At 67.6% G+C, this 22,280-nt stretch carries 21 protein-coding genes; 14 read left to right on the forward strand and 7 right to left on the reverse strand.

All coding sequences use genetic code 11. The features are described from left to right. Positions 1–38 precede the first annotated feature (38 nt). The 10 genes from HPA02_RS04955 to HPA02_RS05000 all read left to right on the forward strand — a co-directional run bounded on the left by HPA02_RS04955 (position 39) and on the right by HPA02_RS05000 (position 13,231). Positions 39–1,562 (forward strand): leucyl aminopeptidase, encoded by a 1,524-nt coding sequence (locus HPA02_RS04955; protein ID WP_146801978.1) that lies wholly within the window; start codon positions 39–41, stop codon positions 1,560–1,562. Between the two features lie 123 nt (positions 1,563–1,685). Then, entirely contained in the window at positions 1,686–2,786 is a 1,101-nt protein-coding gene (locus HPA02_RS04960) for a branched-chain amino acid aminotransferase (protein ID WP_146801979.1), read from the forward strand. A gap of 138 nt (positions 2,787–2,924) precedes the next feature. After that, positions 2,925–3,368 (forward strand): DNA polymerase III subunit chi, encoded by a 444-nt coding sequence (locus tag HPA02_RS04965; protein ID WP_146801980.1) that lies wholly within the window; start codon positions 2,925–2,927, stop codon positions 3,366–3,368. A gap of 289 nt (positions 3,369–3,657) precedes the next feature. Beyond that, on the forward strand, positions 3,658–6,504 hold the full coding sequence (locus HPA02_RS04970; RefSeq protein ID WP_146801981.1) for a valine--tRNA ligase: 2,847 nt from the start codon (positions 3,658–3,660) through the stop codon (positions 6,502–6,504). A gap of 51 nt (positions 6,505–6,555) precedes the next feature. Next, a complete protein-coding gene (locus HPA02_RS04975) occupies positions 6,556–8,025 on the forward strand; it encodes a sigma-54 interaction domain-containing protein (RefSeq protein ID WP_146801982.1) in 1,470 nt (489 codons plus the stop codon). 198 nt (positions 8,026–8,223) lie between these two features. Beyond that, positions 8,224–9,339, forward strand: coding sequence for a TRAP transporter substrate-binding protein (locus tag HPA02_RS04980; protein WP_186809930.1), 1,116 nt, complete (start codon positions 8,224–8,226; stop codon positions 9,337–9,339). Between the two features lie 54 nt (positions 9,340–9,393). After that, on the forward strand, positions 9,394–9,987 hold the full coding sequence (locus tag HPA02_RS04985; RefSeq protein ID WP_146801983.1) for a TRAP transporter small permease subunit: 594 nt from the start codon (positions 9,394–9,396) through the stop codon (positions 9,985–9,987). A 15-nt stretch (positions 9,988–10,002) separates the two neighbouring features. Next, complete coding sequence (locus tag HPA02_RS04990; RefSeq protein WP_146801984.1) at positions 10,003–11,373, forward strand: TRAP transporter large permease; 1,371 nt, start codon at positions 10,003–10,005, stop codon at positions 11,371–11,373. Positions 11,374–11,385: 12 nt separating this feature from the next. Further along, a complete protein-coding gene (locus HPA02_RS04995; RefSeq protein WP_244945862.1) occupies positions 11,386–12,168 on the forward strand; it encodes a 3-hydroxybutyrate dehydrogenase in 783 nt (260 codons plus the stop codon). Positions 12,169–12,487: 319 nt separating this feature from the next. Continuing rightward, on the forward strand, positions 12,488–13,231 hold the full coding sequence (locus HPA02_RS05000; RefSeq protein ID WP_244945863.1) for a phosphatase PAP2 family protein: 744 nt from the start codon (positions 12,488–12,490) through the stop codon (positions 13,229–13,231). Positions 13,232–13,301: 70 nt separating this feature from the next. On the opposite strand, the gene HPA02_RS05005 is transcribed toward HPA02_RS05000, so the two are convergent. Then, positions 13,302–13,754, reverse strand: coding sequence for an META domain-containing protein (locus HPA02_RS05005; RefSeq protein WP_146801986.1), 453 nt, complete (start codon positions 13,752–13,754; stop codon positions 13,302–13,304). Between the two features lie 181 nt (positions 13,755–13,935). Between HPA02_RS05005 and HPA02_RS05010 the strand changes: the two genes are divergently transcribed. Beyond that, the gene (locus HPA02_RS05010) at positions 13,936–14,340 is read left to right on the forward strand and encodes a DoxX family protein (RefSeq protein ID WP_146801987.1); all 405 of its coding nucleotides are present in this window, start codon (positions 13,936–13,938) and stop codon (positions 14,338–14,340) included. A gap of 63 nt (positions 14,341–14,403) precedes the next feature. Here HPA02_RS05010 and HPA02_RS05015 read toward each other — a convergent pair whose 3' ends face one another. Continuing rightward, positions 14,404–14,844 carry a VOC family protein gene (locus tag HPA02_RS05015; protein WP_146801988.1) on the reverse strand — a complete coding sequence of 147 codons (441 nt, stop codon included), beginning with the start codon at positions 14,842–14,844 and terminating at the stop codon, positions 14,404–14,406. Positions 14,845–14,856: 12 nt separating this feature from the next. Next, complete coding sequence (locus tag HPA02_RS05020; RefSeq protein WP_146801989.1) at positions 14,857–15,312, reverse strand: DUF411 domain-containing protein; 456 nt, start codon at positions 15,310–15,312, stop codon at positions 14,857–14,859. A 58-nt stretch (positions 15,313–15,370) separates the two neighbouring features. Here HPA02_RS05020 and HPA02_RS05025 point away from each other — a divergent pair, with 58 nt between their 5' ends. Both HPA02_RS05025 and HPA02_RS05030 read left to right on the forward strand, forming a co-directional pair. Beyond that, positions 15,371–15,904, forward strand: coding sequence for a DNA-3-methyladenine glycosylase I (locus tag HPA02_RS05025; RefSeq protein WP_146801990.1), 534 nt, complete (start codon positions 15,371–15,373; stop codon positions 15,902–15,904). A gap of 60 nt (positions 15,905–15,964) precedes the next feature. Further along, entirely contained in the window at positions 15,965–17,041 is a 1,077-nt protein-coding gene (locus HPA02_RS05030; protein ID WP_146801991.1) for a metal-dependent hydrolase, read from the forward strand. 70 nt (positions 17,042–17,111) lie between these two features. Here HPA02_RS05030 and HPA02_RS05035 read toward each other — a convergent pair whose 3' ends face one another. Together HPA02_RS05035 and HPA02_RS05040 are read right to left on the reverse strand one after the other, a co-directional pair. Beyond that, positions 17,112–17,708 carry an FMN-dependent NADH-azoreductase gene (locus tag HPA02_RS05035; RefSeq protein WP_146801992.1) on the reverse strand — a complete coding sequence of 199 codons (597 nt, stop codon included), beginning with the start codon at positions 17,706–17,708 and terminating at the stop codon, positions 17,112–17,114. 153 nt (positions 17,709–17,861) lie between these two features. Next, on the reverse strand, positions 17,862–18,629 hold the full coding sequence (locus HPA02_RS05040; RefSeq protein WP_146801993.1) for an MliC family protein: 768 nt from the start codon (positions 18,627–18,629) through the stop codon (positions 17,862–17,864). Positions 18,630–18,895: 266 nt separating this feature from the next. Between HPA02_RS05040 and HPA02_RS05045 the strand changes: the two genes are divergently transcribed. Continuing rightward, positions 18,896–19,810: a LysR family transcriptional regulator gene (locus HPA02_RS05045; protein ID WP_146801994.1), complete on the forward strand. Its 915-nt coding sequence runs from the start codon at positions 18,896–18,898 to the stop codon at positions 19,808–19,810. An 83-nt stretch (positions 19,811–19,893) separates the two neighbouring features. Here the strand turns inward: HPA02_RS05045 and HPA02_RS05050 are convergent, their stop codons facing one another. Both HPA02_RS05050 and HPA02_RS05055 read right to left on the reverse strand, forming a co-directional pair. Continuing rightward, the gene (locus tag HPA02_RS05050; RefSeq protein WP_146801995.1) at positions 19,894–21,519 is read right to left on the reverse strand and encodes an ATP-binding protein; all 1,626 of its coding nucleotides are present in this window, start codon (positions 21,517–21,519) and stop codon (positions 19,894–19,896) included. Then, the gene (locus HPA02_RS05055; protein ID WP_146801996.1) at positions 21,519–22,238 is read right to left on the reverse strand and encodes a response regulator; all 720 of its coding nucleotides are present in this window, start codon (positions 22,236–22,238) and stop codon (positions 21,519–21,521) included. The genes HPA02_RS05050 and HPA02_RS05055 overlap by 1 nt, the downstream gene beginning before the upstream one ends. Between the last annotated feature and the right edge of the window lie 42 nt (positions 22,239–22,280).

A 22,280-nucleotide genomic window follows, 5' to 3' on the forward strand; every position in this document is an offset into this window, starting at 1 on the left:
TATCCAGAATCCCCCTTCGCTTGTCTTGTGGAGACGCCATGGAATTCCCTGTTCAGACGGCCAATCCGGCCAAGGCCGAGACGGCCTGCCTCGTGGTTCCGGTGTTCAAGGACGCCGAGCTGCTGCCCGCCGCCGCCAAGCTCGACGATGCCAGCGAGCGGTTGATCGGCCAGCTGATCGAGCGCGGCGACTTCTCGGCCGACCTGGGCAAGGTGCTGCTGGTTCCCTTCGCGCCCGGCCTGAACGCCGAGCGCCTGCTGCTGGTGGGCCTGGGCGATGCCGCCAAATGCAACGAGGCCGCCCTGCGCAAGGCCCTGGATGCCGCCTTCGCCCAGCTCGCCGCCCTGCCGGTGGACGACGCCGCCGTGGCCTTCACCGACGTGCCGGTGGCCGATCGCAACAGCCACTGGAAGGCGCGCATGACCGCCGAGGCGGCCCTGCGCGCCGGCTATCGCTTCAGCGACTTCAAGTCCAAGCCGGCCCCCAAGCCGCGCCTCGAGCGGGTTACCCTGCTGGTCAGCGAGGCCGATGACGCCGCGGCCGCCACCGAGGGCGCACGCATCGGCGCCGCCATCGGCGAGGGCATCAACCTGACCCGCCAACTGGGCAACCTGCCGGGCAATGTCTGTACTCCCAGTTACCTGGCCGAGCAGGCCGAAGGGCTGGCCGCCACCTCCGGCGGTGCCCTGACCGCCGAAATCCTCGATGAGGCCGCCCTGGAAGCCCTGGGCGCCCATAGCCTGCTCTCGGTGGGCCGCGGCAGCGAGCAGCCCTCGCGACTGATCGTCATGAAGTATCAGGGCGCCGAGGACCCCGAGGAGTCGCCCCATGTGCTGGTCGGCAAGGGCATCACCTTCGATACCGGCGGCATCTCGCTGAAGCCCGGCGAGGCCATGGACGAGATGAAGTTCGACATGTGCGGCGCCGCCAGCGTGTTCGGCACCGTCAAGGCGATCCTCGCCATCAAGCCGCGGCTCAACCTGGTGTTCGTGGTCGCCGCCGCCGAGAACATGCCCGACGGCCGCGCCACCAAGCCCGGCGACATCATCAAGACCCTCAAGGGGCTCACCGTGGAGGTGCTCAATACCGACGCCGAGGGGCGCCTGGTGCTGTGCGATGCCCTCACCTATGCCGAGCGTTTCCACCCCGCCAGCGTGGTGGATATCGCCACCCTGACCGGCGCCTGCATCATCGGCCTGGGCCACCACGCCACCGGCCTGCTCTCCAACGACGACGACCTGGCCCTGGACCTGCTGGATGCCGGCGAGACCGCCTGGGACCGTGCCTGGCACCTGCCGCTGTGGGACGAGTACCAGGAGCAGCTCGACTCCAACTTCGCCGACCTGGCCAATATCGGCGGTCGTCCCGCGGGCACCATCACCGCCGCCTGCTTCCTGTCGCGCTTCGCCGATCAGTTCCCCTGGGCGCACCTGGATATCGCCGGCACCGCCTGGCACTCCGGCAAGCAGAAGGGCGCCAGCGGCCGCCCGGTGGGCCTGCTGACACAGTACCTGCTGGATCGCGAGGCCGAGGGCCAGATCGAGGACGGCGACGCCGCCTAGGGTTGCCAATCTCGCCGCCAACCTTTACATCTGTGACACCCGGCGGGCCTCGGCCCGCCACCCCGTATCGCTCGAGAGACGCCGGCGCCTGATGCCGCCGGCCATAGCGGAGACCCTTTTGCCGTGTCCACTGCAAGCTTTGACCTGCTGCCCTCCACGAATCCCGCGGCCGACGCCGTGCGTGACAATATCCTCGCCGCCCCCGGCTTCGGCCAGCACTTCACCGACCATATGGCCCATGTGCGCTGGACCCTCGATGCCGGCTGGCACGGTCACGAGGTGCGCCCCTACGGCCCGCTGACCCTGGACCCCGCCGCCGCCGTGCTGCACTACGCCCAGGAGATCTTCGAGGGCATCAAGGCCTACCGCCACGCCGACGGCTCGGTGTGGACCTTCCGCCCGGAGAAGAACGCCGAGCGTTTCCGTCGCAGCGCCCGCCGCCTGGCCCTTCCGGAACTCTCCGACGAGGACTTCATCGGCTCGATCAAGGCGCTGCTGGCCCAGGACCATGCCTGGGTGCCGACGCCGCAGAGCGCGGCCGACGAGTGCAGCCTCTACCTGCGTCCGTTCATGATCGCCAGCGAGAAGTTCCTCGGCGTGCGCCCGGCCCGGGAGGTGGACTACTACGTGATCGCCTCGCCGGCGGCCGCCTACTTCAAGGGCGGCATCGAGCCGGTCTCTATCTGGCTCTCGCAACACTACAAGCGCGCCGCCCCCGGCGGCACCGGCTTCGCCAAGTGCGGTGGCAACTACGCCGCCTCCCTGGCCGCCCAGAAGGAGGCCAGCGACAATGGCTGCGGCCAGGTGGCCTTCCTCGATGCCGCCGAGAACAAGTGGATCGAAGAGCTGGGTGGCATGAACCTCTTCTTCGTCTACAAGGATGGGCGCATCGCCACCCCGCGGCTCACCGACACCATCCTCGAGGGCGTGACCCGCGACTCGGTGCTGACCCTGGCCAAGGACGAGGGACTGACCCCAGAAGAGCGTCCGATCAGCATCGATGAGTGGCGCGAGGGCGCCGCCTCCGGCGAGATCACCGAGATCTTCGCCTGCGGCACCGCCGCGGTGATCACCCCGGTGGGCGAACTGGTCACCGAGGAGGGGCCGATCCGCCTGGCCGCCAAGAGCGACAACGAGGTGGCCAAGCGCCTGCGTACCAAGCTGCTCGACCTGCAGTATGGTCGCAGCGAAGACAAGTACGGCTGGCTGACCCGCCTGGTATAAGTCCTGCCAATGTCGGTCTCACCGCCGTCTCCTCGAGGGACCCTGGGGCAAGCCGCAGTGCTTGCCCCAGGGTAGCCCCCGAGGCCCGGCGGCACCGATGGCCAAATTCGCTATTCCGCCGACCCCCTCAGGGCTCCCATGACCCGAGTCGACTTCTATATCCTCCCCGAGACCACCCTGGACGCCCGCCTCGACTTCGCCTGCCGGCTCGCCGAGACCATCGCCGGCAAGGGCTATCGGCTGCATCTGCACTGCGAAGACGAGGTCATGGGCCAGGCCCTGGACAAGCGCCTCTGGAACTTCCGCGACGACGCCTACCTGCCCCATGCCCTGCTGGGCAGCGCCGAGGCCGAGACGGTGCCGGTGACCCTGGGCTGGGAGGCGCCGCCGGACCCGGCCCGGGAGGTCCAGGCCCTGCTCAACCTGCACCCGGAGATCCCCGAGTGGTTCTCCCGCTTCGAGCGGGTCGCCGAGATCATCAACCAGCACCAGCGGGTGCTGACCACCAAGCGCGCCTGCTGGCAGACCTACAAGAAGCGCGGCTACCCGGTCACCGCCCACGACCTAAGCAAGCGCCGTTAAGCGCCGGCTCCTCCCTCAGAGGCCCGGGGCTATCCTGGGGGCAGGCACTCCGCAAAGACGCTGTGAACCCATCCATGGGCGCTCGACTTTTTCATCCCTGAAAAAGACGCTTTGCGCCGACCTGCCCCCAGCGCCCCTCAGCGATCTCACCCGCGGTCGCTTTGTCTTGGCGGCCCCTCTAGCTGACGCCACCCCCGGCGACAGGCTATAATCGTGCCCATTTTTCCCGTCCCCGGTGGCGCCAAGCGCCCTCCCGGGCGGTATCACCCTTATTGCTCCGGAAGGCCCCATGGACAAGACCTATCAACCCGAACAGATCGAAGCCCGCTGGTACCAGCGCTGGGAAGCCGACAACCGCTTCGCCCCCTCCGGCGAAGGCACCCCCTACTCGATCATGATCCCGCCGCCCAATGTCACCGGCAGCCTACACATGGGTCACGCCTTCCAGGACACCATCATGGACACCCTGATCCGCTGGCGGCGCATGCAGGGTCACAACACCCTCTGGCAGGTGGGCACCGACCACGCCGGGATCGCGACGCAAATGCTGGTGGAGCGCAAGGTCGCCGCCGAGGAAGGCAAGAGCCGCCACGACCTGGGCCGCGATGCCTTCACCGACAAGATCTGGGAGTGGAAGGCCGAGTCCGGCGGCCATATCACCCGTCAGCTGCGCCGCATGGGCGCCAGCGTCGACTGGTCCCGCGAGCGCTTCACCATGGACGACGGCTTCTACCGGGCGGTCCAGGAAGTCTTCGTGCGCCTCTATGACGAGGGGCTGATCTACCGCGGCAAGCGCCTGGTCAACTGGGACCCGACCCTGCATACCGCCATCTCCGACCTGGAGGTGGAGAACCGCGACCAGCAGGGCCAGTTCTGGCACTTCCGCTACCCGCTGGCCGATGGCGTCACCACCGACGCGGGCAAGGACCACCTGGTGGTCGCCACCACCCGCCCCGAGACCCTGCTCGGCGATACCGGGGTGGCGGTCAACCCGGAAGACCCGCGCTACGCCTCACTGATCGGCAAGGAGATCATCCTGCCGCTGGTGGGCCGGCGCATCCCCATCGTCGCCGACGAGCACGCCGACATGGACAAGGGCTCCGGCTGCGTGAAGATCACCCCGGCCCACGACTTCAATGACTACGAGGTGGGACGTCGTCAGGGCCTACCGCTGATCAACGTCTTCACCCAGGACGCCGCCATCCTGGCCCGGGCCGAGGCCTTCGATATCCAGGGCCGGCCACTGCCCGACATCGACCCGAGCCTGCCCGAGGCCTACGCCGGCCTCGATCGCTTCGCGGCGCGGCAGCGGATCGTCGCCGATATGGAGGCCGCGGGCCTGCTCGAGCAGATCGAGACGGTCAACAACACCCTGCCCTACGGCGACCGCTCCGGCGACGTCATCGAGCCGCTGCTCACCGATCAGTGGTTCGTCGCCGTGGAGAGCCTCGCCAAGCCCGCCATCGCCGCGGTGGAAAACGGCGACATCGAGTTCGTGCCCAAGAACTACGAGAACATGTACTTCGCCTGGATGCGCGACCTCCAGGACTGGTGCATCTCCCGCCAGCTGTGGTGGGGCCACCGCATCCCCGCCTGGTACGACGCCGAAGGCAACGTCTACGTGGCCCGCACCGCCGAGGAGGCCCGGGAGAAGCATGGCCTGTCCGCCGACCTCGAGCTGACCCAGGACGAGGACGTGCTCGACACCTGGTTCAGCTCGGGCCTGTGGACCTTCGGCACCCTGGGCTGGCCGGAGGCGACCCCGGAGCTGGCGACCTTCCACCCCTCCAGCGTGCTGGTCACCGGCTTCGATATCATCTTCTTCTGGGTCGCGCGGATGATCATGCTGACCCTGAAGTTCACCGGCGAGGTGCCCTTCAAGCAGGTCTACGTGCACGGCCTGGTGCGCGACGGCCAGGGCCAGAAGATGTCCAAGTCCAAGGGCAACGTCCTCGACCCCATCGACCTGATCGACGGCATCGAGCTCGACACCCTGGTGGAAAAGCGTACCGGCAATATGATGCAGCCGCAGAAGGCCAAGGCGATCGCCAAGGCCACCCGCGCCGAGTTCCCGGAGGGCATCGAGCCCCACGGCACCGACGCCCTGCGCTACACCTTCCTCTCCCAGGCCACCACCGGGCGCGATATCAAGTTCGACATGGGCCGCCTGGACGGCTACCGCAACTTCTGCAACAAGCTGTGGAATGCCTCCCGCTACGTGCTGATGAACACCGAGGGCGAGGATACCGGCCTGAATGGCGAGCCGCTGGAACTCTCCCTGGCGGATCGCTGGATCGTCTCGCGGTTGCAGCAGACCGAGGCCCAGGTGACCAAGGCGATGGAGGAGTTCCGCTTCGACCACGCCTCCCAGGCCCTCTACGACTTCGTCTGGAACGAGTACTGCGACTGGTACCTGGAGCTCTCCAAGCCGGTGCTGTGGGACGACGCGGCCTCCGCGGAGGCCAAGCGCGGCACCCGCCGCACCCTGGTGCGGGTGCTGGAAGCGATCCTGCGCCTGGCTCACCCGATGATGCCCTATATCTCCGAGGAGATCTGGCAGAAGGTCGCGCCGCTGGCCGGCACCCTGCGCGACGTGGGCGACTCGATCATGGCCCAGCCCTGGCCGCTGCCGGAGGAGGCCAAGATCGACGAGGCCGCCACTCGGGATATCGAGTGGCTCAAGGGGGTGATCGTGGCGGTGCGCAACATTCGCGCCGAGATGAACATCGCCCCGGGCAAGCCCCTCGACGTGCTGCTGACCAAGGGCGACGAGGCCGACCGGGCGCGCCTGGAGGCCAACCGTCGCTTCCTCGCCAAGCTCGCCAAACTGGAGAGCATCGCCTGGCTCGACGACCCGGCCCAGGCGCCCCTTTCTGCCACGCAGTTGGTCGGCGAGATGGAAGTGCTGGTGCCCATGGCCGACCTGATCGACAAGGAAGCCGAGCTGGCCCGTCTCGACAAGGAGATCGACAAGCAGGACAAGCTGATCGGCGGCATCGAGAAGAAGCTCGGCAATGAGAGCTTCGTGGCCAAGGCCCCGGAGGCGGTGGTGGAGAAGGAGCGCGGCAAGTTGAGCGATTTCCAGGCCGCTCGCCGCCTGCTGGCCGAACAGCGCGACAAGATCGCCGCGCTCTAAGCATGCAGGCCATGCCAGCCTCGAAGCAACGACGCGCTCCAGGCCCGAACCATGTCGACGCCTAAGCGAGAGGGCGGCTTTCGGGCCGCCTTCCCCGGCGAAGCACGCCGGGGCGAGTCGCCGTCCCCCCGGGAGGGCCTCAGCCCCCAAGCGGTGGACATCCTCTTCCCGATCTTCGAGCAGGCCAGCGCCGGGGCCATCTCGGTGGATGTGGACAGCCGCATCACCTGGATCAACGACAGCTACTGCCGCCTGCTGGGGATCGGCGATCCCCAGGCGGTGATCGGCCGCCCGGTGGCCCGGATCATTCCCCATACCCGCATGCCGGAGGTGGTGCGCAGCGGCCGCCCGATCTTGCTGGATATCATGGAGGCTCATGACCAGCAGCTGGTGGTGATGCGCCTGCCGGTGCATGACGAGATCGACGGCCGGGTCATCGGCGCCGTCGCCTTTATCCTCTACGACGACCTCCAGCCGCTGACCCCCATGATCAGCAAGTACCGTCGCCTGCAGCGCGACCTGGCCGCCGCCCGACGCGCCCTGGCCCGGCGCGGGGCCCGCTACGAGATGGGCGATTTCGTCGGCGCCAGCCCCGAGGTACTCGAGGTCAAGCGCCGCGCCCGCCTGGCGGCGGCCCGCCACACCCCGGTGCTGCTGCTCGGCGAGACCGGCACCGGCAAGGAGGTGCTGGCCCAAGCCATCCATGCCGCCTCGCCTCGGGCCGAGGGCCCCTGGGTGGCGGTCAATGTGGCGGCGGTGCCGGAGGGCCTGCTGGAAGCGGAGTTCTTCGGCGTGGCCCCGGGGGCCTATACCGGCGCCGACAAGCGGGCCCGCCAGGGCAAGTTTCAGCTCGCCGATGGCGGCACCCTGTTCCTCGACGAGGTAGGCGACATGCCCCTGGCGCTGCAGGCCAAGCTGCTTCGAGCCATCCAGGAGGGGGAGGTGGAATCCCTCGGCTCCAACGAAGTGCAGCCGGTGAATGTGCGCCTGATCACCGCCACCAGCCGGGACCTGGAGGCCATGGTAGCCGAGGGCAGCTTCCGCTCTGACCTCTACTACCGCCTCAATGTCCTGACCATCCGCCTGCCGGCGCTGCGCGAGCACCCCGCCGACATGGGCATCCTCTGCGAGGCACTCCTCGAGAAGCTGGCCCTGGAGAGCGGGGAACCCCGCGCCGAGATCGCTCCGGACGCGGTGGCGCTGCTGGCCGCCCAGCCCTGGCCCGGCAATATCCGCGAGCTGCGCAATGTACTGGAGCAGACCCTGGCCCTCAACGAGGCGTGCAGCGTGATCGATGCCGCCACCCTGACTCCCGCCCTGCCTCGGCCCAGCGGCGAGACGCCCCCCGCCCCGCCGCTGCGTCCCCTGGCGGAGGCCGTAGCCGACGCCGAGCGTCAGGCCATTCGCCAGGCCCTGGCCGCCAGTGGCGGCAACCGTTCCCGAGCGGCGCGGTTGTTGGGCATTCCCCGCTCGGTGCTCTATACCAAGCTCGCCAAGCTGTCCTTGAATCCGGACAACTGATCATTTTCGCGGACAGATAAATTCGCACCTTCTCCAACATCGTCCGAAAATACGGACACTCAAGCGGCCCAGACCTTACCAAAACCACTCAACTTGCTGTTTTAAAACAAATTTTCTTTTCTGGCACGGCATCTGCATTTGATCGGGCAAGTGCCGCGACGACGGCACCTCCTCACAACAATGAGACTAGGAGTCCGCATGCCACTCTCACGCCAGACCTTCCGTGCCGCCCCGCTGACCGCCGCCGTTACCGCCGTGATGCTGGGCACCGCCGCCCTGCCCATGACCGCCACCCAGGTCGAGGCCCAGGAGCGGGTCCGCTGGCAGGTCCCCATCGCCTTCCCCTCTCATCTGGTGGGCCTGAGCACGCCGGTACGCTACCTCAGCGAGTCACTGGAGCAGACCTCCGACGGCAACATCACCCTGCGCTACTACGAACCCGGTGAGCTGATCCCGCCCTTCGAGATCCTCGACGCGGTCTCTCAAGGTATCTACGACGCCGGCTACACTTGGGTCGGCTATGACCAGGGCAGCATTCCCGCCCTGCCGCTCTTCTCCGGTGCCCCCTTCGGCATGGAGCCTCCCGCCTACCTGGCCTGGCACTACTTCGGCGGCGGCGCCGAGCTGCTCGAGGAGATCTACGCCGACTACGACGTCCACCCCCTGCTGTGCAGCATGATCGGCCCCGAGGCCGCCGGCTGGTTCGCCGAGCCCCTGGAGTCCCTGGAACAGATCGATGGCCTGCGCATCCGCTTCGCCGGTATCGGCGGGCGCGTCCTCGAGCGCCTGGGCGCCTCGGTGACCATGATCCCCGGCGGCGAGCTCTACCAGGCCATGGAACGGGGCGTGATCGATGCTACCGAGTTCTCCGCCCCGGCGGTGGACCGTATCCTCGGCATGCAGGAGATCGTCCAGAACTATGTCATGCCGGGCTGGCACCAGACCTTCACCACCGCCCACCTGCTGGTCAACCAGGAGAGCTGGGACGCCCTCTCGCCCCAGAGCCAGGCACAGATCGACATGGGCTGCCGCGCCGCCACCCTCTATGGCTACGCCCAGAGCGAGTTCGAGACGCCCCAGGCCCTGCGCGACTTCGAGGCCGAAGGCGTCAACGCCCAGGTGTTGCCCGACGAGGTCCTCGCCGAGCTGCGTCGGGTCACCAATGAGGTGCAGGCCGAGATCGCCGCCGAGAACGAGATGTTCGCCCGGGTCCTGGAAAGTCAGCGGGAGTTCATGGAGGTGCACGGTAACTGGCACCACAAGGGTCACCTGCCGCGCAGCTACTATGCTCCCGAGGCCCTCGCCCGCGACTGATCCCTGACCCGACCGCCGCCCGCGGGTGGCGGTCCGTTCGTTTTGGAGTCCCCCATGCCTGCCCCCGATTCCTCCGCCGGCCATGCCCCGGCGGGTAGCCCCGGGCTACCCACCAACCGCGTCAGTCATCGCCTGGACGTCGTCATCCTGCGCATCGGCCAAGCGGTCTCCTGGCTATGGCTGGCCACCCTGACGGTGGTCCTGACCAATGTGGTCAACCGCTTTATCCTCGGGCGTGGTTCCATCGCCATGGAAGAACTCGCCTGGCACCTGTTCGGCGCCACCATGATCCTGACCCTGGCCTATGCGGTGGTCAGCGACGACCACGTGCGGGTGGACGTGCTGCACGAGAAATTCTCACCGCGCGCCCAGGCCTGGATCGAACTGCTGGGTATCGTGCTGCTGGCCCTGCCGATCCTCTACCTGATGCTGGATGCCCTCTATGCCTACGGCTACCGCGCCTTCGAGCGCGGCGAGCGCTCCCAGGCCCCCAGCGGCCTGCCCTACCGTTTCATTATCAAGACCCTGATTCCCATCGGCCTGACCCTGGTCGCCATCGCCCTGGCCTCCCGGGCGCTGCGCTGCGCCACCCTACTGTTCGGCTTTCCTCGTCGCCTCGAGGGCGACGGCTCGCCGCCCACCCGCTGAGTCACGAGGTTCTCCATGGGACTGGAACAATTCCTGGTATTGGCGATGTTCGCCAGCTTTATGGGCCTGCTGCTGGCCGGCTTCCCGGTCGCCTGGTCGCTGGCCGGCATCGGCTTCCTTTTCGCGCTGATCGGTCATGGGCTGGTGGAGTTCTTCGACGCCGACCTGTGGTTCAGCTGGGCCGGCACCATCGGCGCCCTGGATCGCCGCATCTATGGCATCGTCGCCAATGAGCTGATGGTGGCCCTGCCGCTGTTTATCTTTATGGGCATCATGCTCGATCGCTCCGGCATCGCCGAGCGCCTGGTCAGTTCCCTGGTGCGGGTGCTGGGCGGGCTACGCGGTGGTTACGCCATCACCGTGGTGATCGTCGGCGTACTGCTGGCCGCCTCCACGGGTATCGTCGGCGCTTCGGTGGTGCTGCTGGGCATGCTCTCCCTGGGACCCATGATGCGCGCCAAGTACGACAAGTGCCTGGCGGTGGGCACCGCCTGCTCGGTGGGGACCCTGGGCATCCTGGTGCCGCCCAGCATCATGCTGGTGCTAATGGCCGATCGCCTGGGCACCCCCGAGGCCTCGGTGGGGCGCCTGTTTATGGCGGCCCTGGTACCCGGCGTCATGCTGGGACTGATGTATATCGCCTATATCTTGATCGCCGCCTACCTGAAGAAGGACCTGGCGCCGGCTCCCGAGGATCGCGAGCGACTGGATGCGGCGGCCTTCCTGGGCGTCGCCAAGGCGGTGCTGCCGCCCTTGGCGCTGATCCTGGCCGTGCTGGGTTCCATTTTCACCGGCTTCGCCACCACCACCGAGGCCTCGGCGGTAGGCGCCCTGGGGGCCATGCTACTGGCCCTGGCCAACCGCCGTCTGACCCTGCACACCCTGCGTGAGGCGCTCTATCAGACCAGCCGCACCACCGCTTTTATCTTCGCGATCTTTATCGGTGCCACCGTCTTCGCCGCGGTACTGCGGGGCCTGGGCGGCGACGACGTGGTTCGCCTGGCCCTGACCGGCCTGCCCTTCGACGAGACCGGGATCGTGCTGACCATCCTGCTGGTGGTCTTCCTGCTCGGTTTCTTCCTCGACTGGGTGGAGATCACCCTGATCATCCTGCCCTTGGTGGCGCCGGTGGTCATGAGCCTGGGGGTCGACCCGCTATGGTTCGCCATGCTCTTCGCCATCTGCTTGCAGACCTCCTTCCTGACGCCACCGGTGGGCTTCGCGCTCTTCTATATCAAGGGCGTCTGTCCGCCAGGCATCACCACCCGCCACATCTACCTAGGGGTCGCCCCCTTCGTGGCCATCCAGTTGTTGGGCCTGCTGCTAGTGTTCCTGTATGCGCCCCTGGCCACCTGGCTGCCTAGCGAAATCTATGGCGGCCAATGATTCGGAGACTTCATGATGCGACTCGATGACAAGACCGCGCTGATCACCGGCGCCGCCGGCGGCATCGGCCGTGCCGTGGCCGAACGCTACGCCGCGGCGGGCGCCCGGGTAGCCATCGCCGACCTGGATGCCGAGGCCGCCGAGGCCGCCGCCGAGGCCATCCGCCACGCCGGCGGCGAGGCCCTGGCGTTGGCCATGGACGTGACCGACGAGGCCGCCGTGGAGGCCGGGGTGGCCCGCCTGGTGGCTCACTGGGGGCGCCTGGATATCGCCCTGGCCAATGCCGGTATCCAGCATATCCAACCGCTGCACGAGCTGAGCCTGGCGGACTGGCGTAGAGTGCTGGCGGTACACCTGGACGGCGCCTTCCTGATCACCCGGGCGGCCCTGCGCCGGATGTACGCCCAGGGTGGCGGCTGCCTGCTCTATATGGGCTCGGTGCATAGCAAGCTGGCCTCGCCCCTCAAGGCCCCCTATGTGACCGCCAAGCACGGCCTGCTGGGCCTGTGCCGTACCGTTGCCAAGGAGGGGGCGGCCCATGGCGTACGCAGCAACCTGATCTGCCCCGGCTTCGTGCGCACTCCCCTGGTGGACCGGCAGATCCCCGATCAGGCCCGAGCGCTGGGCATCTCCGAGGAGGCGGTGATCCGCGATATCATGCTCAAGGACACCGTGGATCAGGAATTCACCACCCTGGAGGATATCGCCGAGGTGGCCCTGCACCTGGCCGCCTTCCCCTCGGCGGCCCTTACCGGGCAGTCGGTCGTGGCCAGCCACGGCTGGTATATGCAGTAGCGGCATGAGCGTGTCGCGGCGAGGCTTACCGGGCACTCTCGCGGTGATAGCCAGCCACGGCTGGTATAGGCAGTAGCGGCATGAGCGTGTCGCGGCGAGGCTTACCGGGCACGCTCGCGGTGATAGCCAGCCACGGCTGGTATAGGCAGTAGCGGCATGAGCGTGTCGCGGCGAGGCGCACCGGGCGCGCTCGCGGTCGTAGCCAGCCACGGCTGGTAGGTGCAGTAATAAGCCGATGAGAGCAGTCGAGGGGGAAACACTGTTCTCATTGCGGGGGTTAGCCTAGAATGGCGCCACGTCCTCTCCGATGACACCCTCCATGCTCACCCAACACCCCGACTTCGCGCCGGCTCGGCTGCTCTTCTACAACCTGCTGGGGATCGCCCTGATCCTCGGCTGGTGGTCGCCCAACCTGCTGATCTGGGAGGCACTGGACGATGCCGTCTTCTTTACCACCAATGCCTGGCTGCACGGGGACAACATGGCCTGGGTGCACCTGGTGGCCCTTGCCAATCATCGTGCCTTCGACGGCATCAGCCTGCTGGCGATGGCCGCGGTCCTGCTGTGGGCCATCCGCCGCGACCCGGTGGGGGAGCATCGATGGCTGCGCTGGGGAGGAATCGGCCTGACCCTGCTGCTGACCGCCGGCATCGTCAATCGCATCGAGGCTTATGTCGTCACCTACCGTCATGCCAGCCCCACCCTAGTCTACGACAACGCCACGCGGGTCACCGAGCTGGTGGACTACGCCACCAAGGCGGTCTCGGCGAGCAGCTTCCCCAGCGACCACGGCCTGATGCTGATGATCTTCGCCGCCTTTATGTGGCGCTTCGCAGGGCCTCGCGTCGGCCTGATGAGTGCCGCCCTGGTGGTGCTGTTCAGCGCCCCGCGAATCCTCGGCGGCGCCCACTGGTTCAGCGATATCTATTTCGGCTCCCTGGCCATCGCCCTGGTGCTGCTGCCCTGGGCCCTGTGCACGCCCCTGGCGCCGCGTACCGCATCGGCCATCACCCGTGGCCTAATCGTCCTCGAGGCGCGACTGCTGCCGGCCCGCGCCCGCTAGGTGCGGCGCTTGCCAGACGAAAAGGCCGGGCCCGTATCACGGGCCCGGCCTTTTTCACGACAGGATGCGGTCAGCGGCGCCGAAAGCCGCCCAGCACCCGACTGTCGCGACCGAAAAACACCAGCCGATCATGATCGATCAGGTAGCGGTGGGCGGCCTGCATCATCTCGGCGACCCGAGGCGCCTGGGGGGCACCGCCACAGTCAGGCCCGCTGTCGAGCCCCTCGATGACGATGCGATTACCGTCATCCAGGGCCAGGTTGGCCTCCAGGCGACGGCAGCCATCGCTCCCCGTCAGGCGCCACCCTCCCCGCCCGGACTCGGCCTCGAACCAGGCCGGCTCGGCCCCCTCCCAGCGCTCGTCGGTCCCCAGCAGGATCAGCTGCCAGCGCGGGCCGATCACCGGGGAGTCACCGCTTGCCGTCGGCGCCACGACCTCCCGCTCGGGGGCCGGCGGCGTACTGCCACAGCCCGCCAGGAGACTTATCGCCAGGGCGCCGATCCACCAGGGCCTTATCATCATCCGTCCTCTCGCCGATCCGAAAAACTCAAGGGTGCCCGATCCTTGGCGACTTGACCAGCGCCCCTTCCGGCCACTCGCCGCGGGCTTCATCAGGATTTTCTTTATACGCAAACTGAGGAACAATGAAGCGGCTATGCTAAATGGACTGGGGCCTCTCCCGCCTCGATCAAGGAGCCTTCCTATGCTGCGAGCCCTTCATAACGATGCCCTGGGCAAACTGATCCTGCGCCTCTCGGTCGGCGTGCTCATGCTGCTGCACGGCATCAGCAAGCTACTGAATCCGGGCAGCCTCAACTGGATCAGCGACCTGCTGGCCGGCTACGGGCTGCCCAGCTTCCTGGCCTACGGGGTACTGATCGGCGAACTGATCGCGCCGATCATGGCCATCGTCGGCTGGCAGACCCGGGTGGCGGGGCTACTGATGGCCGGCAACATGCTGGTGGCCATCGCCCTGGTGCACACCTCGGAGCTCTTTATGCTCAATCAGAACGGCGGCTGGCAGCTGGAGCTGCAGGGCCTCTTCCTGTTCGGCGCCGCGGCGCTGATCTTCCTGGGCAGCGGGCGCATGGCGGTCCGCCCGGATTGAGCGCTGCCCGATAACGAGACGCCGCCCGGGTTCCCCCGGGCGGCGTCTTTTCGAAGGCGCCCCTTACCAGGTGCCGTGATTGTCCATCTCGCTCCAGGGCGTCTTGGGCGGCAACGGCTCGCCGGCCTGGAGCAGCTCCACGGAGATGCCATCGGGGCTCTTCACGAAGGCCATATGGCCATCCCGCGGCGGGCGATTGATGGTCACGCCGCCGGCCTGCAGCCTTTCGCACAGGGCATAGATATCGTTGACCCGATAGGCCAGGTGGCCGAAGTTGCGCCCCCCGGTGTACGCCTCCGGGTCCCAGTTATGGGTCAGCTCGAGCATCGGCGCACGATCCTCCCGGGCCGCCAGCTCGTCCTCCGGCGCGGCCAGGAAGACCAGGGTAAAGCGTCCCTTCTCGCTCTCCTTGCGGCTGATCTCGATCATGCCCAGCAGGTCGCAATAGAAGTAGAGAGACGCCTCCAGGTCGCTGACACGGACCATGGTGTGCAGGTATTGCATGGTGGGACTCCTTTACGGCTGAATATGGCGTTGGAAGATCTCCGGGGCAGGGTCTGCGACCTGCCAGCTATAGACCGCATAGTCATCGACGCGGCCGGTCTCCATCCCCGGCGAGCCATGGGGCATGCCGGGTACCGCCAGGCCGGCCACCTCGGGGCCCTCCTCCAGCAGGCGGCGGATATCGGCGGCGGGCACATGGCCCTCGATCACATAGCCGTCCACCACCGCGGTATGGCAGGAGGCGAGCCGCGGCGGCACGCCCCGGTCGATCTTGACCTGGCGCATCTCCCGGGTGTCATGCAGACGCACCTCGAAGCCCTCGGCCTCCAGGTGCTCCGCCCAGGCGGTGCAACAGCCGCAGTTGGGGTCTTTCCACATCTCCACCAGCGGCCCGGCAACGGCCAGGGGCGAGAGCACCAGGCCCAGCCCCGGCAGCACCAGGCGGCGTAACAGTCGTCTTGCCAACATCGCTCGTCTCCGCTTTCAGGCACCGACGGCAGGATACCCCGCCACGACAGGAGTCACCATGCCCCACTACTGCGACACGGCCCCCTCCCATCCCGTGCACGGGCCCTACCATGATCATGAGTATGGCTTCCCCCTCGGCGACGAGGCGGAACTCTTCGAGCGGCTGGTGCTGGAGATCAATCAAGCGGGACTCTCCTGGCTCACCGTGCTCAACAAGCGCGCGGCCTTCCGGGCCGCGTTCGAGGGCTTCGCGGTCGATCGGGTCGCCGCCTATGGCGAGGCCGAACGCGCCCGGCTGCTGGCCGATGCCGGGATCATTCGCAATCGTCTCAAGGTCGAGGCGGTGATTCATAACGCCCGGGTGGTGCGCGAGCTGCGCGACTCCCACGGCGGCTTCCACGCCTGGCTGGAGGCGCATCACCCCCTGAGTCACGCCGACTGGGTCAAGCTGTTTCGCCGCACCTTCCGCTTTACCGGCCCGGAGATCGTCGGCGAGTTCCTGATGAGCAGCGGCTATCTGCCCGGCGCCCACCGGGACGACTGCCCGGTGCAGGCGCGTATCCTGGCCGCCGGCCCCGCCTGGGCCCGCTGACGGGAACCCCGGCCACCGCGAGACCTCATATCGACAGGCCCGCGAGCACAGGAGCAGCACATGGATTCATTGACCCAGGCGGCCCTGGGGGCGGCGGTGGGAGGCGCGGTACTGGGGCGGCGACTGGGCCGCAAGGCGGTACTGATCGGGGCCCTGCTGGGCACCCTGCCGGACCTGGACGTGGTCCTCGACTACGGCGACGCCGTGGCCAATGTCACCGAACATCGCGGCTTCAGCCATTCGCTGTTCGTGCTGACGGGCCTCGCCAGCCTGCTGGCGCTGCTCTGTCGTCGCCTCGCCCCGGCCCGGGATATCTCCGTGGGTCGTTGGTGGGCCTTCTTTCTGCTCTGCCTGCTCACCCACCCGCTGCTGGATGCCCTGACCACCTATGGCACCCAGCTATGGTGGCCCCTGGCGGTCGCCCCCGTCGCCTATCCCATCGTCTTTATCATCGATCCGCTCTATAGCCTGGCGCTGCTCGGCGGCCTCCTCGCCGCCCTGGCCGGTGCCCGGGTCCATCGCGCCTGCGCCTGGGGGCTGACACTCGCCGGCGCCTACCTGCTCTTCGCCGCCGGCGCCAAGCTCGCGGTGGAGCAGCGCCTGGCGCCGGTGTTGGCGGACCGGGGGCTCGAATCGGCGCCTCGGCTGGTACAGCCGACCCCCTTCAATACCCTGCTATGGCGAGCTACGCTGATCGACGGCGACGACCACTACGAGGCCCTGGTGGGGCTGTTCGATGGCGCCGTCGAGCCGACCCTGGAGCGTTATCGCCGCGGCGTCGAGTGGCTGCCCCTGGCCCAGAGCCATCCCCGCGGCCAGCGCCTGGCCTGGTTCGCCGGTCCCTTCCTGCGCTACGAGGTTCGGGACCACCGGGGGCAGGAGACCCTGATCGCCACCGACCTGCGCCTGGGCTTCCCGGGCTTCCACCCCTTCGCCTTCAGCCTGGCGAGCCGCGCGGGCGACGCCTGGCAGCCACTGCCGGTAAGCGAGCAACTACAGGGCCCCTACCCGGCCGATGGCGACCGCCGCCAGGCCCTGGCACGCCTGGCCTCGCGGCTGCTGGGCCCGGAGCCGCCACTGTGCACCAGCCGCTTCGTGGCCGCCGAGTGGCTCGTCGAGGCCCCGAGCCACTGCTAGCCTCGAGCCCCCACAAAAACGGCGCCCCCGATTCCTCGGGGGCGCCGTGTCTCATGGGAGGTAATGGGGTTTAGAGCTGGGCGACCCACTGCTCGATGGCCGTCTTCGCCTCGCCCATAGCGGCCTCCTGGTGGCCCATATTGAGGCCCTCGGCGAAGATGCTGTCCACCTCGGAGATGCCGATCATGCCGAGCATCGCCTTGAGATGCGGGGTCTGGGTGTCCATGGGCGTCCCGACGTACTGGCCGCCCCGGGCCAACAACAGCAGGGCACGCTTGCCTTCCACTAGGCCTTGGGGACCGTTCTCGGTGTAACGGAAGGTGACCCCGGCGCGCATCACCCGATCGAACCAGGCCTTGAGCTGGCTGGGTACCCCGAAGTTGTACATGGGCACCGCCAGCACCACCTGGTCATGGGCATTGAGCTCCTCGATCAGCGCATCGGAGCGGGCCGCCAGGGCCTGCTGCTCGGCGCTGCGCTCGGCGGCATCCACCTGCCAGCTACCCAGCTCGGCGAGGCCCAGGTGGGGCAGGTCATCGGCCACCAGGTCGCGGCGAGTCACGCTGAGGTCGTCGCGGCGAGCCGCTTGGGCGACCAGGTGGTCGGCCAGGGCCTGGGAGTTGCCGCCGAGGATGGAGCTGGTGATAACGAGGATCTTGGTGGTCATGGCGATTCTCCTGATCGAAGGGACAACGGGTCATGGACCGTTGCTGAGCTAATGATCGCCATTTTAAATGTATTTTTTGAGATGATAAGCGCAAAAAAACGCGGCAACCTTTCTAAAAAATAAAAGGATTGCCGCCTTGCCTCGACACACCGCTCAGGGGGCGATGCCCTGGCCGCAGCCCCGGTACTGACGCCCCCCGAGCTCCAGGGTGACCCTGGCCGGGAAGGGCTCGCCGCTCATGTCATCGAAGCAGGCCCGGGCCTCCAGGGTCAGGGTAAAGGGGGTATCGGCACGGCCACTGGCCAGTACCATCCGGCCGGCGTCGTTATCGATCTCGGTAACCCGGTAAGGCAGGCTCAGCTCACGCTGGCCATAGTCCAGGGTCAGGTCCAGCTCCGGCACGTCATGGGCCAGGCTCACCGCCCAGCCCGGCTCGTTGCCGCGTCCGTGGAACATCACCCCGGGGCGCTGCTCCCGGGTCAGGGCCCGCCGGGCGATATCGCCGCGACACTCCAGGCGGCCATGGTCGCTCTCCACCAGGGCGGTATCGCCGCGATTCCAGAAGCTCAGCCCCGCCTGCTCGTAGCGGGCGCCGGAGGCCACCACCGCCGGAGTCAGGCGATAGCCGCCATGGGCCGACCAGAGGCGCAGTTCTTCCTCACCGAAGGCGGCCACCAGGTCCTGGGCCGGGGTGCAGCGCCAGGCGATAAACTCCTCGGCATCGCCGGGAAAGAGCGCCGAGGGCAACAGCGGCGCCGTGGGCCGTACCTGGGTAGCGTCTTCCGCCGCGACCGGGGCGCCGTCGATGCCGGGGCGGCTCTCCACCACGGGCCGCTCCGCGGGCGCCACGGCACAGCCGGCCAGGGCCAGTAGGCTTCCCAGCCACAGCGAACCACGCAGGATAGGGGGGATGCGGGACATGCGAACTCCTTGCAACGTCTGAGACTCCGCCACCAGCATATCAGGCGCCGGGGCCCTTGGCCCCAGGGTAGCCCCGGGCCAGTTCCTCCTCGGCGCCGCTCCGTGGATAGCCCAGGGGATGTGTCAGCGCCATATCTATTCCCTAGAGATATTAAAAACCTTTTTTATGGTATTAATCACTATAAGCATGGAGGAAAGTCTGGCTGGCCAAGATAAGTGAATCAAACTAAATTAATTAATCATTAAAGTGAAATAAGCTCATACTCATGCTGGAACTGCGACACCTACGCACCCTGGTCGCCTTGCGCGATGCCGGTTCCCTGGTGGAAGCCGCCGAACGCGTGCATCTGACCCAGTCGGCCCTCTCCCACCAGATCAAGGACCTGGAGGAACGCCTGGGTAACCCCCTCTTCCTGCGCAAGACCCGTCCGGTGGAGTTCACCCGCGCCGGCCAGCGCCTGCTGGCGCTGGCCGAGCAGGTGCTGCCGCAGGTGCGCATGGCCGAGCGCGACCTGGCGCGCCTCGCCGGCAACGAGCAGGGCCGCCTGCATATGGCCATCGAATGCCATAGCTGCTTCCAGTGGCTGATGCCCACCATCGACCACTTCCGCGATCACTGGCCGGAAGTCGAGGTGGACATTCCCAGCGGCCACAACTTCGACCCGCTGCCCGCCCTGGCCCGGGAGCAGCTCGACCTGGTGATCACCGCCGACCCCCAGCCCCTGCCGGGGGTCTTTTATGAACCGCTGTTCCGCTACCAGGGTCTCCTGGCGGTGGCCAAGCAGCACCCCTTCGCCGAACGCCCCTATGTGCTGCCCCAGGACCTGGCCGAGGAGACCCTGATCATCTACCCGGTGGAGCAGGGACGCCTGGATGTCTTCACCCAGTTCCTCGACCCTGCCGGGGTCAAGCCCAAGGAGGTACGCACCGCCGAGCTGACCATCATGATGATGCAGCTGGTGGCCAGCGGCCGCGGCGTCTGTGCGCTACCCAACTGGGCGCTCACCGAGTACCTGGAGCGGGACTACGTGCGAGGCGTGGCGCTGGGTGACGGCGGCGTCTGGAGCACCCTCTTCGCGGCGATCCGCGAAGAGAACCGCGATGCCCCCTGGATGGAGGACTTCCTGCGCACCGCCCGGGAGACCTCCTTCGCGGTACTGGAGGGCATCAAGCCGGCCTAAAGAGCGGCCAAAGCACGCGCCGCCGAACGTGGTAGAGAGTAATGGAGAGCGGCTATCGTCCACGGCACGAAGCGCAAGAGGACTCAGCGGCGTTCCAGGGGCAATAATAGGCTAAAGCGGGCGCCGCCCAGATGCGGACTGTCGTCCACCGCCACGCTGCCACCATGCCAGGCCATCACCTTCTGAACGATGGAGAGCCCCAGGCCATAGCCGCCGGAGCGGCGGGTGCGACTGTCGTCGAGGCGGGCGAAGGGCTTGAAGATCCCCTCCCGGGCCCGCACAGGTACCCCGGGACCGTCATCCTCCACATCGATACGCAGCGCCCAGGGTTCCTGGGTCAGGCGTACCTCGACCCGGCCGTTGGCGTGGCGACAGGCATTGGCCACCAGGTTCTGCAGGGCGCGCTGCAGATAGCGCGGATCGGCCTGGGCCTCCACCGGGGAGCCGGGCACCAGCAGCAGGTCGAGGTCCCCATGCAGCGGCGCCAGGGCCTCCACCACCCGTTGCGCCATCTCCCGGCAATCCAGGCTCTCGAAGCTGAGTACCTGCCCCTGAGCGGGGTCGCCCCCCAGGCGCGCATAGGTGAGGATCTCGTCCACCAGGGCATCGAGTTCCTCGATATCGGCATCGATGCCCTGCAGCTGGCGGCGAATGCCGCCATCCTCGGTCATGTCCTCGACCATCTGCACCGCGAAGCGGATGCGTGCCACCGGGGTGCGTAGCTCATGGGAGACGGCGCGAATCATCTCCTGCTGGGTGCGCAGCAGCGACTGCACCCGGGCCGCCATGCCATTGAAGGCCATGCCCAGGCGTCCCAGGAAATCGCCGCTCTCCACCTTGACCCGGGTATCCAGATGGCCGGCGGCGATCCGCGTCGCCGCCTGCTCCAGCCCCGCCATCCGCGACTCCAGGCCGCGCACGATCAAGTAGATGCTGGCCGCCAGTCCCATCAGCAGCACACCGATCAGCAGCAGGGCCAGGCTCATCGGCATGGGCTCGAAGGCCTCCATGGGCCCTACCTCCAGCCACTGGCCCTGGCCGGCCTCGCCGCCGGGCAGCGGCAGATAGAGGGAGATGGCCCAGCGCTGGGGCAGCAGGCGAATGGTCACCTCCGCCTCCTGAAGGCGCGACGGCGGCGCCTGGGCCCAGCCCTCGGGGGGCCTGTCGCCGAGGCTGACCGGCAGGGCCGTCTCGGCCAGCAGGCTCAGCCGGGCCTCACGCTCACTGGGAGAGGCCTGGTTCAGCCAGCGTCCCAGCTCCACCGCCAGGCCACGTAGCTGCTGCTCGTTGAGGCTGTCGAGCTCCGCCACCATCAGGCTCGCGTGGTCGGGCAGCTGGCGGCGCAACAGCCAGCCTTGCCCCGCCCTTGGCTCCACCAGGGTCTGGCCCTCGTCGAGGCGGGTGCGTTCGAAGTAATTGAGCGGCAGAGTCGCGATAGGCGCCACCGACAACCGGATATCCAGCTCCCGGGAACGCTGTACCAGCCAGGCGTCCCGGACCGCCTCGGGCAGGCTGGCATAGCGATGGGTCAAGACCAGCATGGGAGCGCTGGCCAACCGCTCCCGGTAGTGCTCGCGGCGCACCTGATCGATCACCGCGAAGCTCCCCAGGGCCAGGCCACCGATCACCACCAGGGCCAGGGCCAGCAGGGCATAGACCCGCAGGAAGGTGCTGTCGGCCAGGGGCCGGGGCAGGAGACGGGTCGGCATCAGCCGTCCTTGACGAAGAGGTAGCCCTTGCTGCGAACCGTCTTGATGCGATGCGGCTGGTTGGGGTCATCACCGATCTTGGGGCGGATCCGCGAGACCCGCACGTCGATGGAACGGTCCTGACCGTCATACTTGATGCCGCGCAGCTGGGCGAAGATCTCCTCCCGGGTCAGCACCCGCCCGGCATTGCTGGCCAGTAACCAGAGCAGATCGAACTCGGCGCTGGTCAGGTCGATGCGCTCGCCGTTCAGCCAGGCCTCCCGGGTGGCGCTGTCGATGGCCAGGTCGCGGAAGCGCAGCTGCGCCTCGCCGCTCGCCTCGCTGGCCTCGGCGCGGCGCAGCAGGGCACGCATGCGCGCCAGCAGCACCCGCGGCTGCACCGGCTTGGGCACATAGTCGTCGGCGCCCATCTCCAGGCCCAACACCTGATCCATGTCATCGGTGCGGGCGGTCAGCATCAGGATGGGGCCCTGATAATCGCCGCGCACCCGGCGGCAGATCGACAGCCCATCCTCCCCGGGCAGCATCAGGTCCAGGATCACCAGGTCCGGCTGCAGCTCGAGAATCCGCGCCACCCCCTTGGCGCCATCGGCCTCGACGCTGACGCGGAAGCCATTGGCCTCCAGATAGTCGCGTGTCAGATCGGCGAGACGCTCATCGTCTTCGACGATCAACACATGTTCCCGGTCGCTGCTTGTCACGCTGCCATCCACTCCCATGAGTGCGTTTCCTTGTTCATATGAGTCCCCCCTTGTGGCGAC

The organism is Bisbaumannia pacifica (assembly GCF_007989625.1).
GTDB classification, from domain to species: Bacteria; Pseudomonadota; Gammaproteobacteria; order Pseudomonadales; family Halomonadaceae; genus Bisbaumannia; species Bisbaumannia pacifica.

What these genes read in the sequence shown, in the direction of transcription:
- HPA02_RS04955 (WP_146801978.1), top strand. Translation starts at nt 39, where the DNA reads ATGGAATTCCCTGTTCAGACGGCCAATCCGGCCAAGGCCGAGACGGCC.
- HPA02_RS04965 (WP_146801980.1), top strand. Translation starts at nt 2,925, where the DNA reads ATGACCCGAGTCGACTTCTATATCCTCCCCGAGACCACCCTGGACGCC.
- HPA02_RS04970 (WP_146801981.1), top strand. Translation starts at nt 3,658, where the DNA reads ATGGACAAGACCTATCAACCCGAACAGATCGAAGCCCGCTGGTACCAG.
- HPA02_RS04975 (WP_146801982.1), top strand. Translation starts at nt 6,556, where the DNA reads ATGTCGACGCCTAAGCGAGAGGGCGGCTTTCGGGCCGCCTTCCCCGGC.
- HPA02_RS04980 (WP_186809930.1), top strand. Translation starts at nt 8,224, where the DNA reads ATGCCACTCTCACGCCAGACCTTCCGTGCCGCCCCGCTGACCGCCGCC.
- HPA02_RS04985 (WP_146801983.1), top strand. Translation starts at nt 9,394, where the DNA reads ATGCCTGCCCCCGATTCCTCCGCCGGCCATGCCCCGGCGGGTAGCCCC.
- HPA02_RS04990 (WP_146801984.1), top strand. Translation starts at nt 10,003, where the DNA reads ATGGGACTGGAACAATTCCTGGTATTGGCGATGTTCGCCAGCTTTATG.
- HPA02_RS04995 (WP_244945862.1), top strand. Translation starts at nt 11,386, where the DNA reads ATGATGCGACTCGATGACAAGACCGCGCTGATCACCGGCGCCGCCGGC.
- HPA02_RS05000 (WP_244945863.1), top strand. Translation starts at nt 12,488, where the DNA reads ATGCTCACCCAACACCCCGACTTCGCGCCGGCTCGGCTGCTCTTCTAC.
- HPA02_RS05005 (WP_146801986.1), bottom strand. Translation starts at nt 13,754, where the DNA reads ATGATGATAAGGCCCTGGTGGATCGGCGCCCTGGCGATAAGTCTCCTG.
- HPA02_RS05010 (WP_146801987.1), top strand. Translation starts at nt 13,936, where the DNA reads ATGCTGCGAGCCCTTCATAACGATGCCCTGGGCAAACTGATCCTGCGC.
- HPA02_RS05015 (WP_146801988.1), bottom strand. Translation starts at nt 14,844, where the DNA reads ATGCAATACCTGCACACCATGGTCCGTGTCAGCGACCTGGAGGCGTCT.
- HPA02_RS05020 (WP_146801989.1), bottom strand. Translation starts at nt 15,312, where the DNA reads ATGTTGGCAAGACGACTGTTACGCCGCCTGGTGCTGCCGGGGCTGGGC.
- HPA02_RS05025 (WP_146801990.1), top strand. Translation starts at nt 15,371, where the DNA reads ATGCCCCACTACTGCGACACGGCCCCCTCCCATCCCGTGCACGGGCCC.
- HPA02_RS05030 (WP_146801991.1), top strand. Translation starts at nt 15,965, where the DNA reads ATGGATTCATTGACCCAGGCGGCCCTGGGGGCGGCGGTGGGAGGCGCG.
- HPA02_RS05035 (WP_146801992.1), bottom strand. Translation starts at nt 17,708, where the DNA reads ATGACCACCAAGATCCTCGTTATCACCAGCTCCATCCTCGGCGGCAAC.
- HPA02_RS05040 (WP_146801993.1), bottom strand. Translation starts at nt 18,629, where the DNA reads ATGTCCCGCATCCCCCCTATCCTGCGTGGTTCGCTGTGGCTGGGAAGC.
- HPA02_RS05045 (WP_146801994.1), top strand. Translation starts at nt 18,896, where the DNA reads ATGCTGGAACTGCGACACCTACGCACCCTGGTCGCCTTGCGCGATGCC.
- HPA02_RS05050 (WP_146801995.1), bottom strand. Translation starts at nt 21,519, where the DNA reads ATGCCGACCCGTCTCCTGCCCCGGCCCCTGGCCGACAGCACCTTCCTG.
- HPA02_RS05055 (WP_146801996.1), bottom strand. Translation starts at nt 22,238, where the DNA reads ATGGGAGTGGATGGCAGCGTGACAAGCAGCGACCGGGAACATGTGTTG.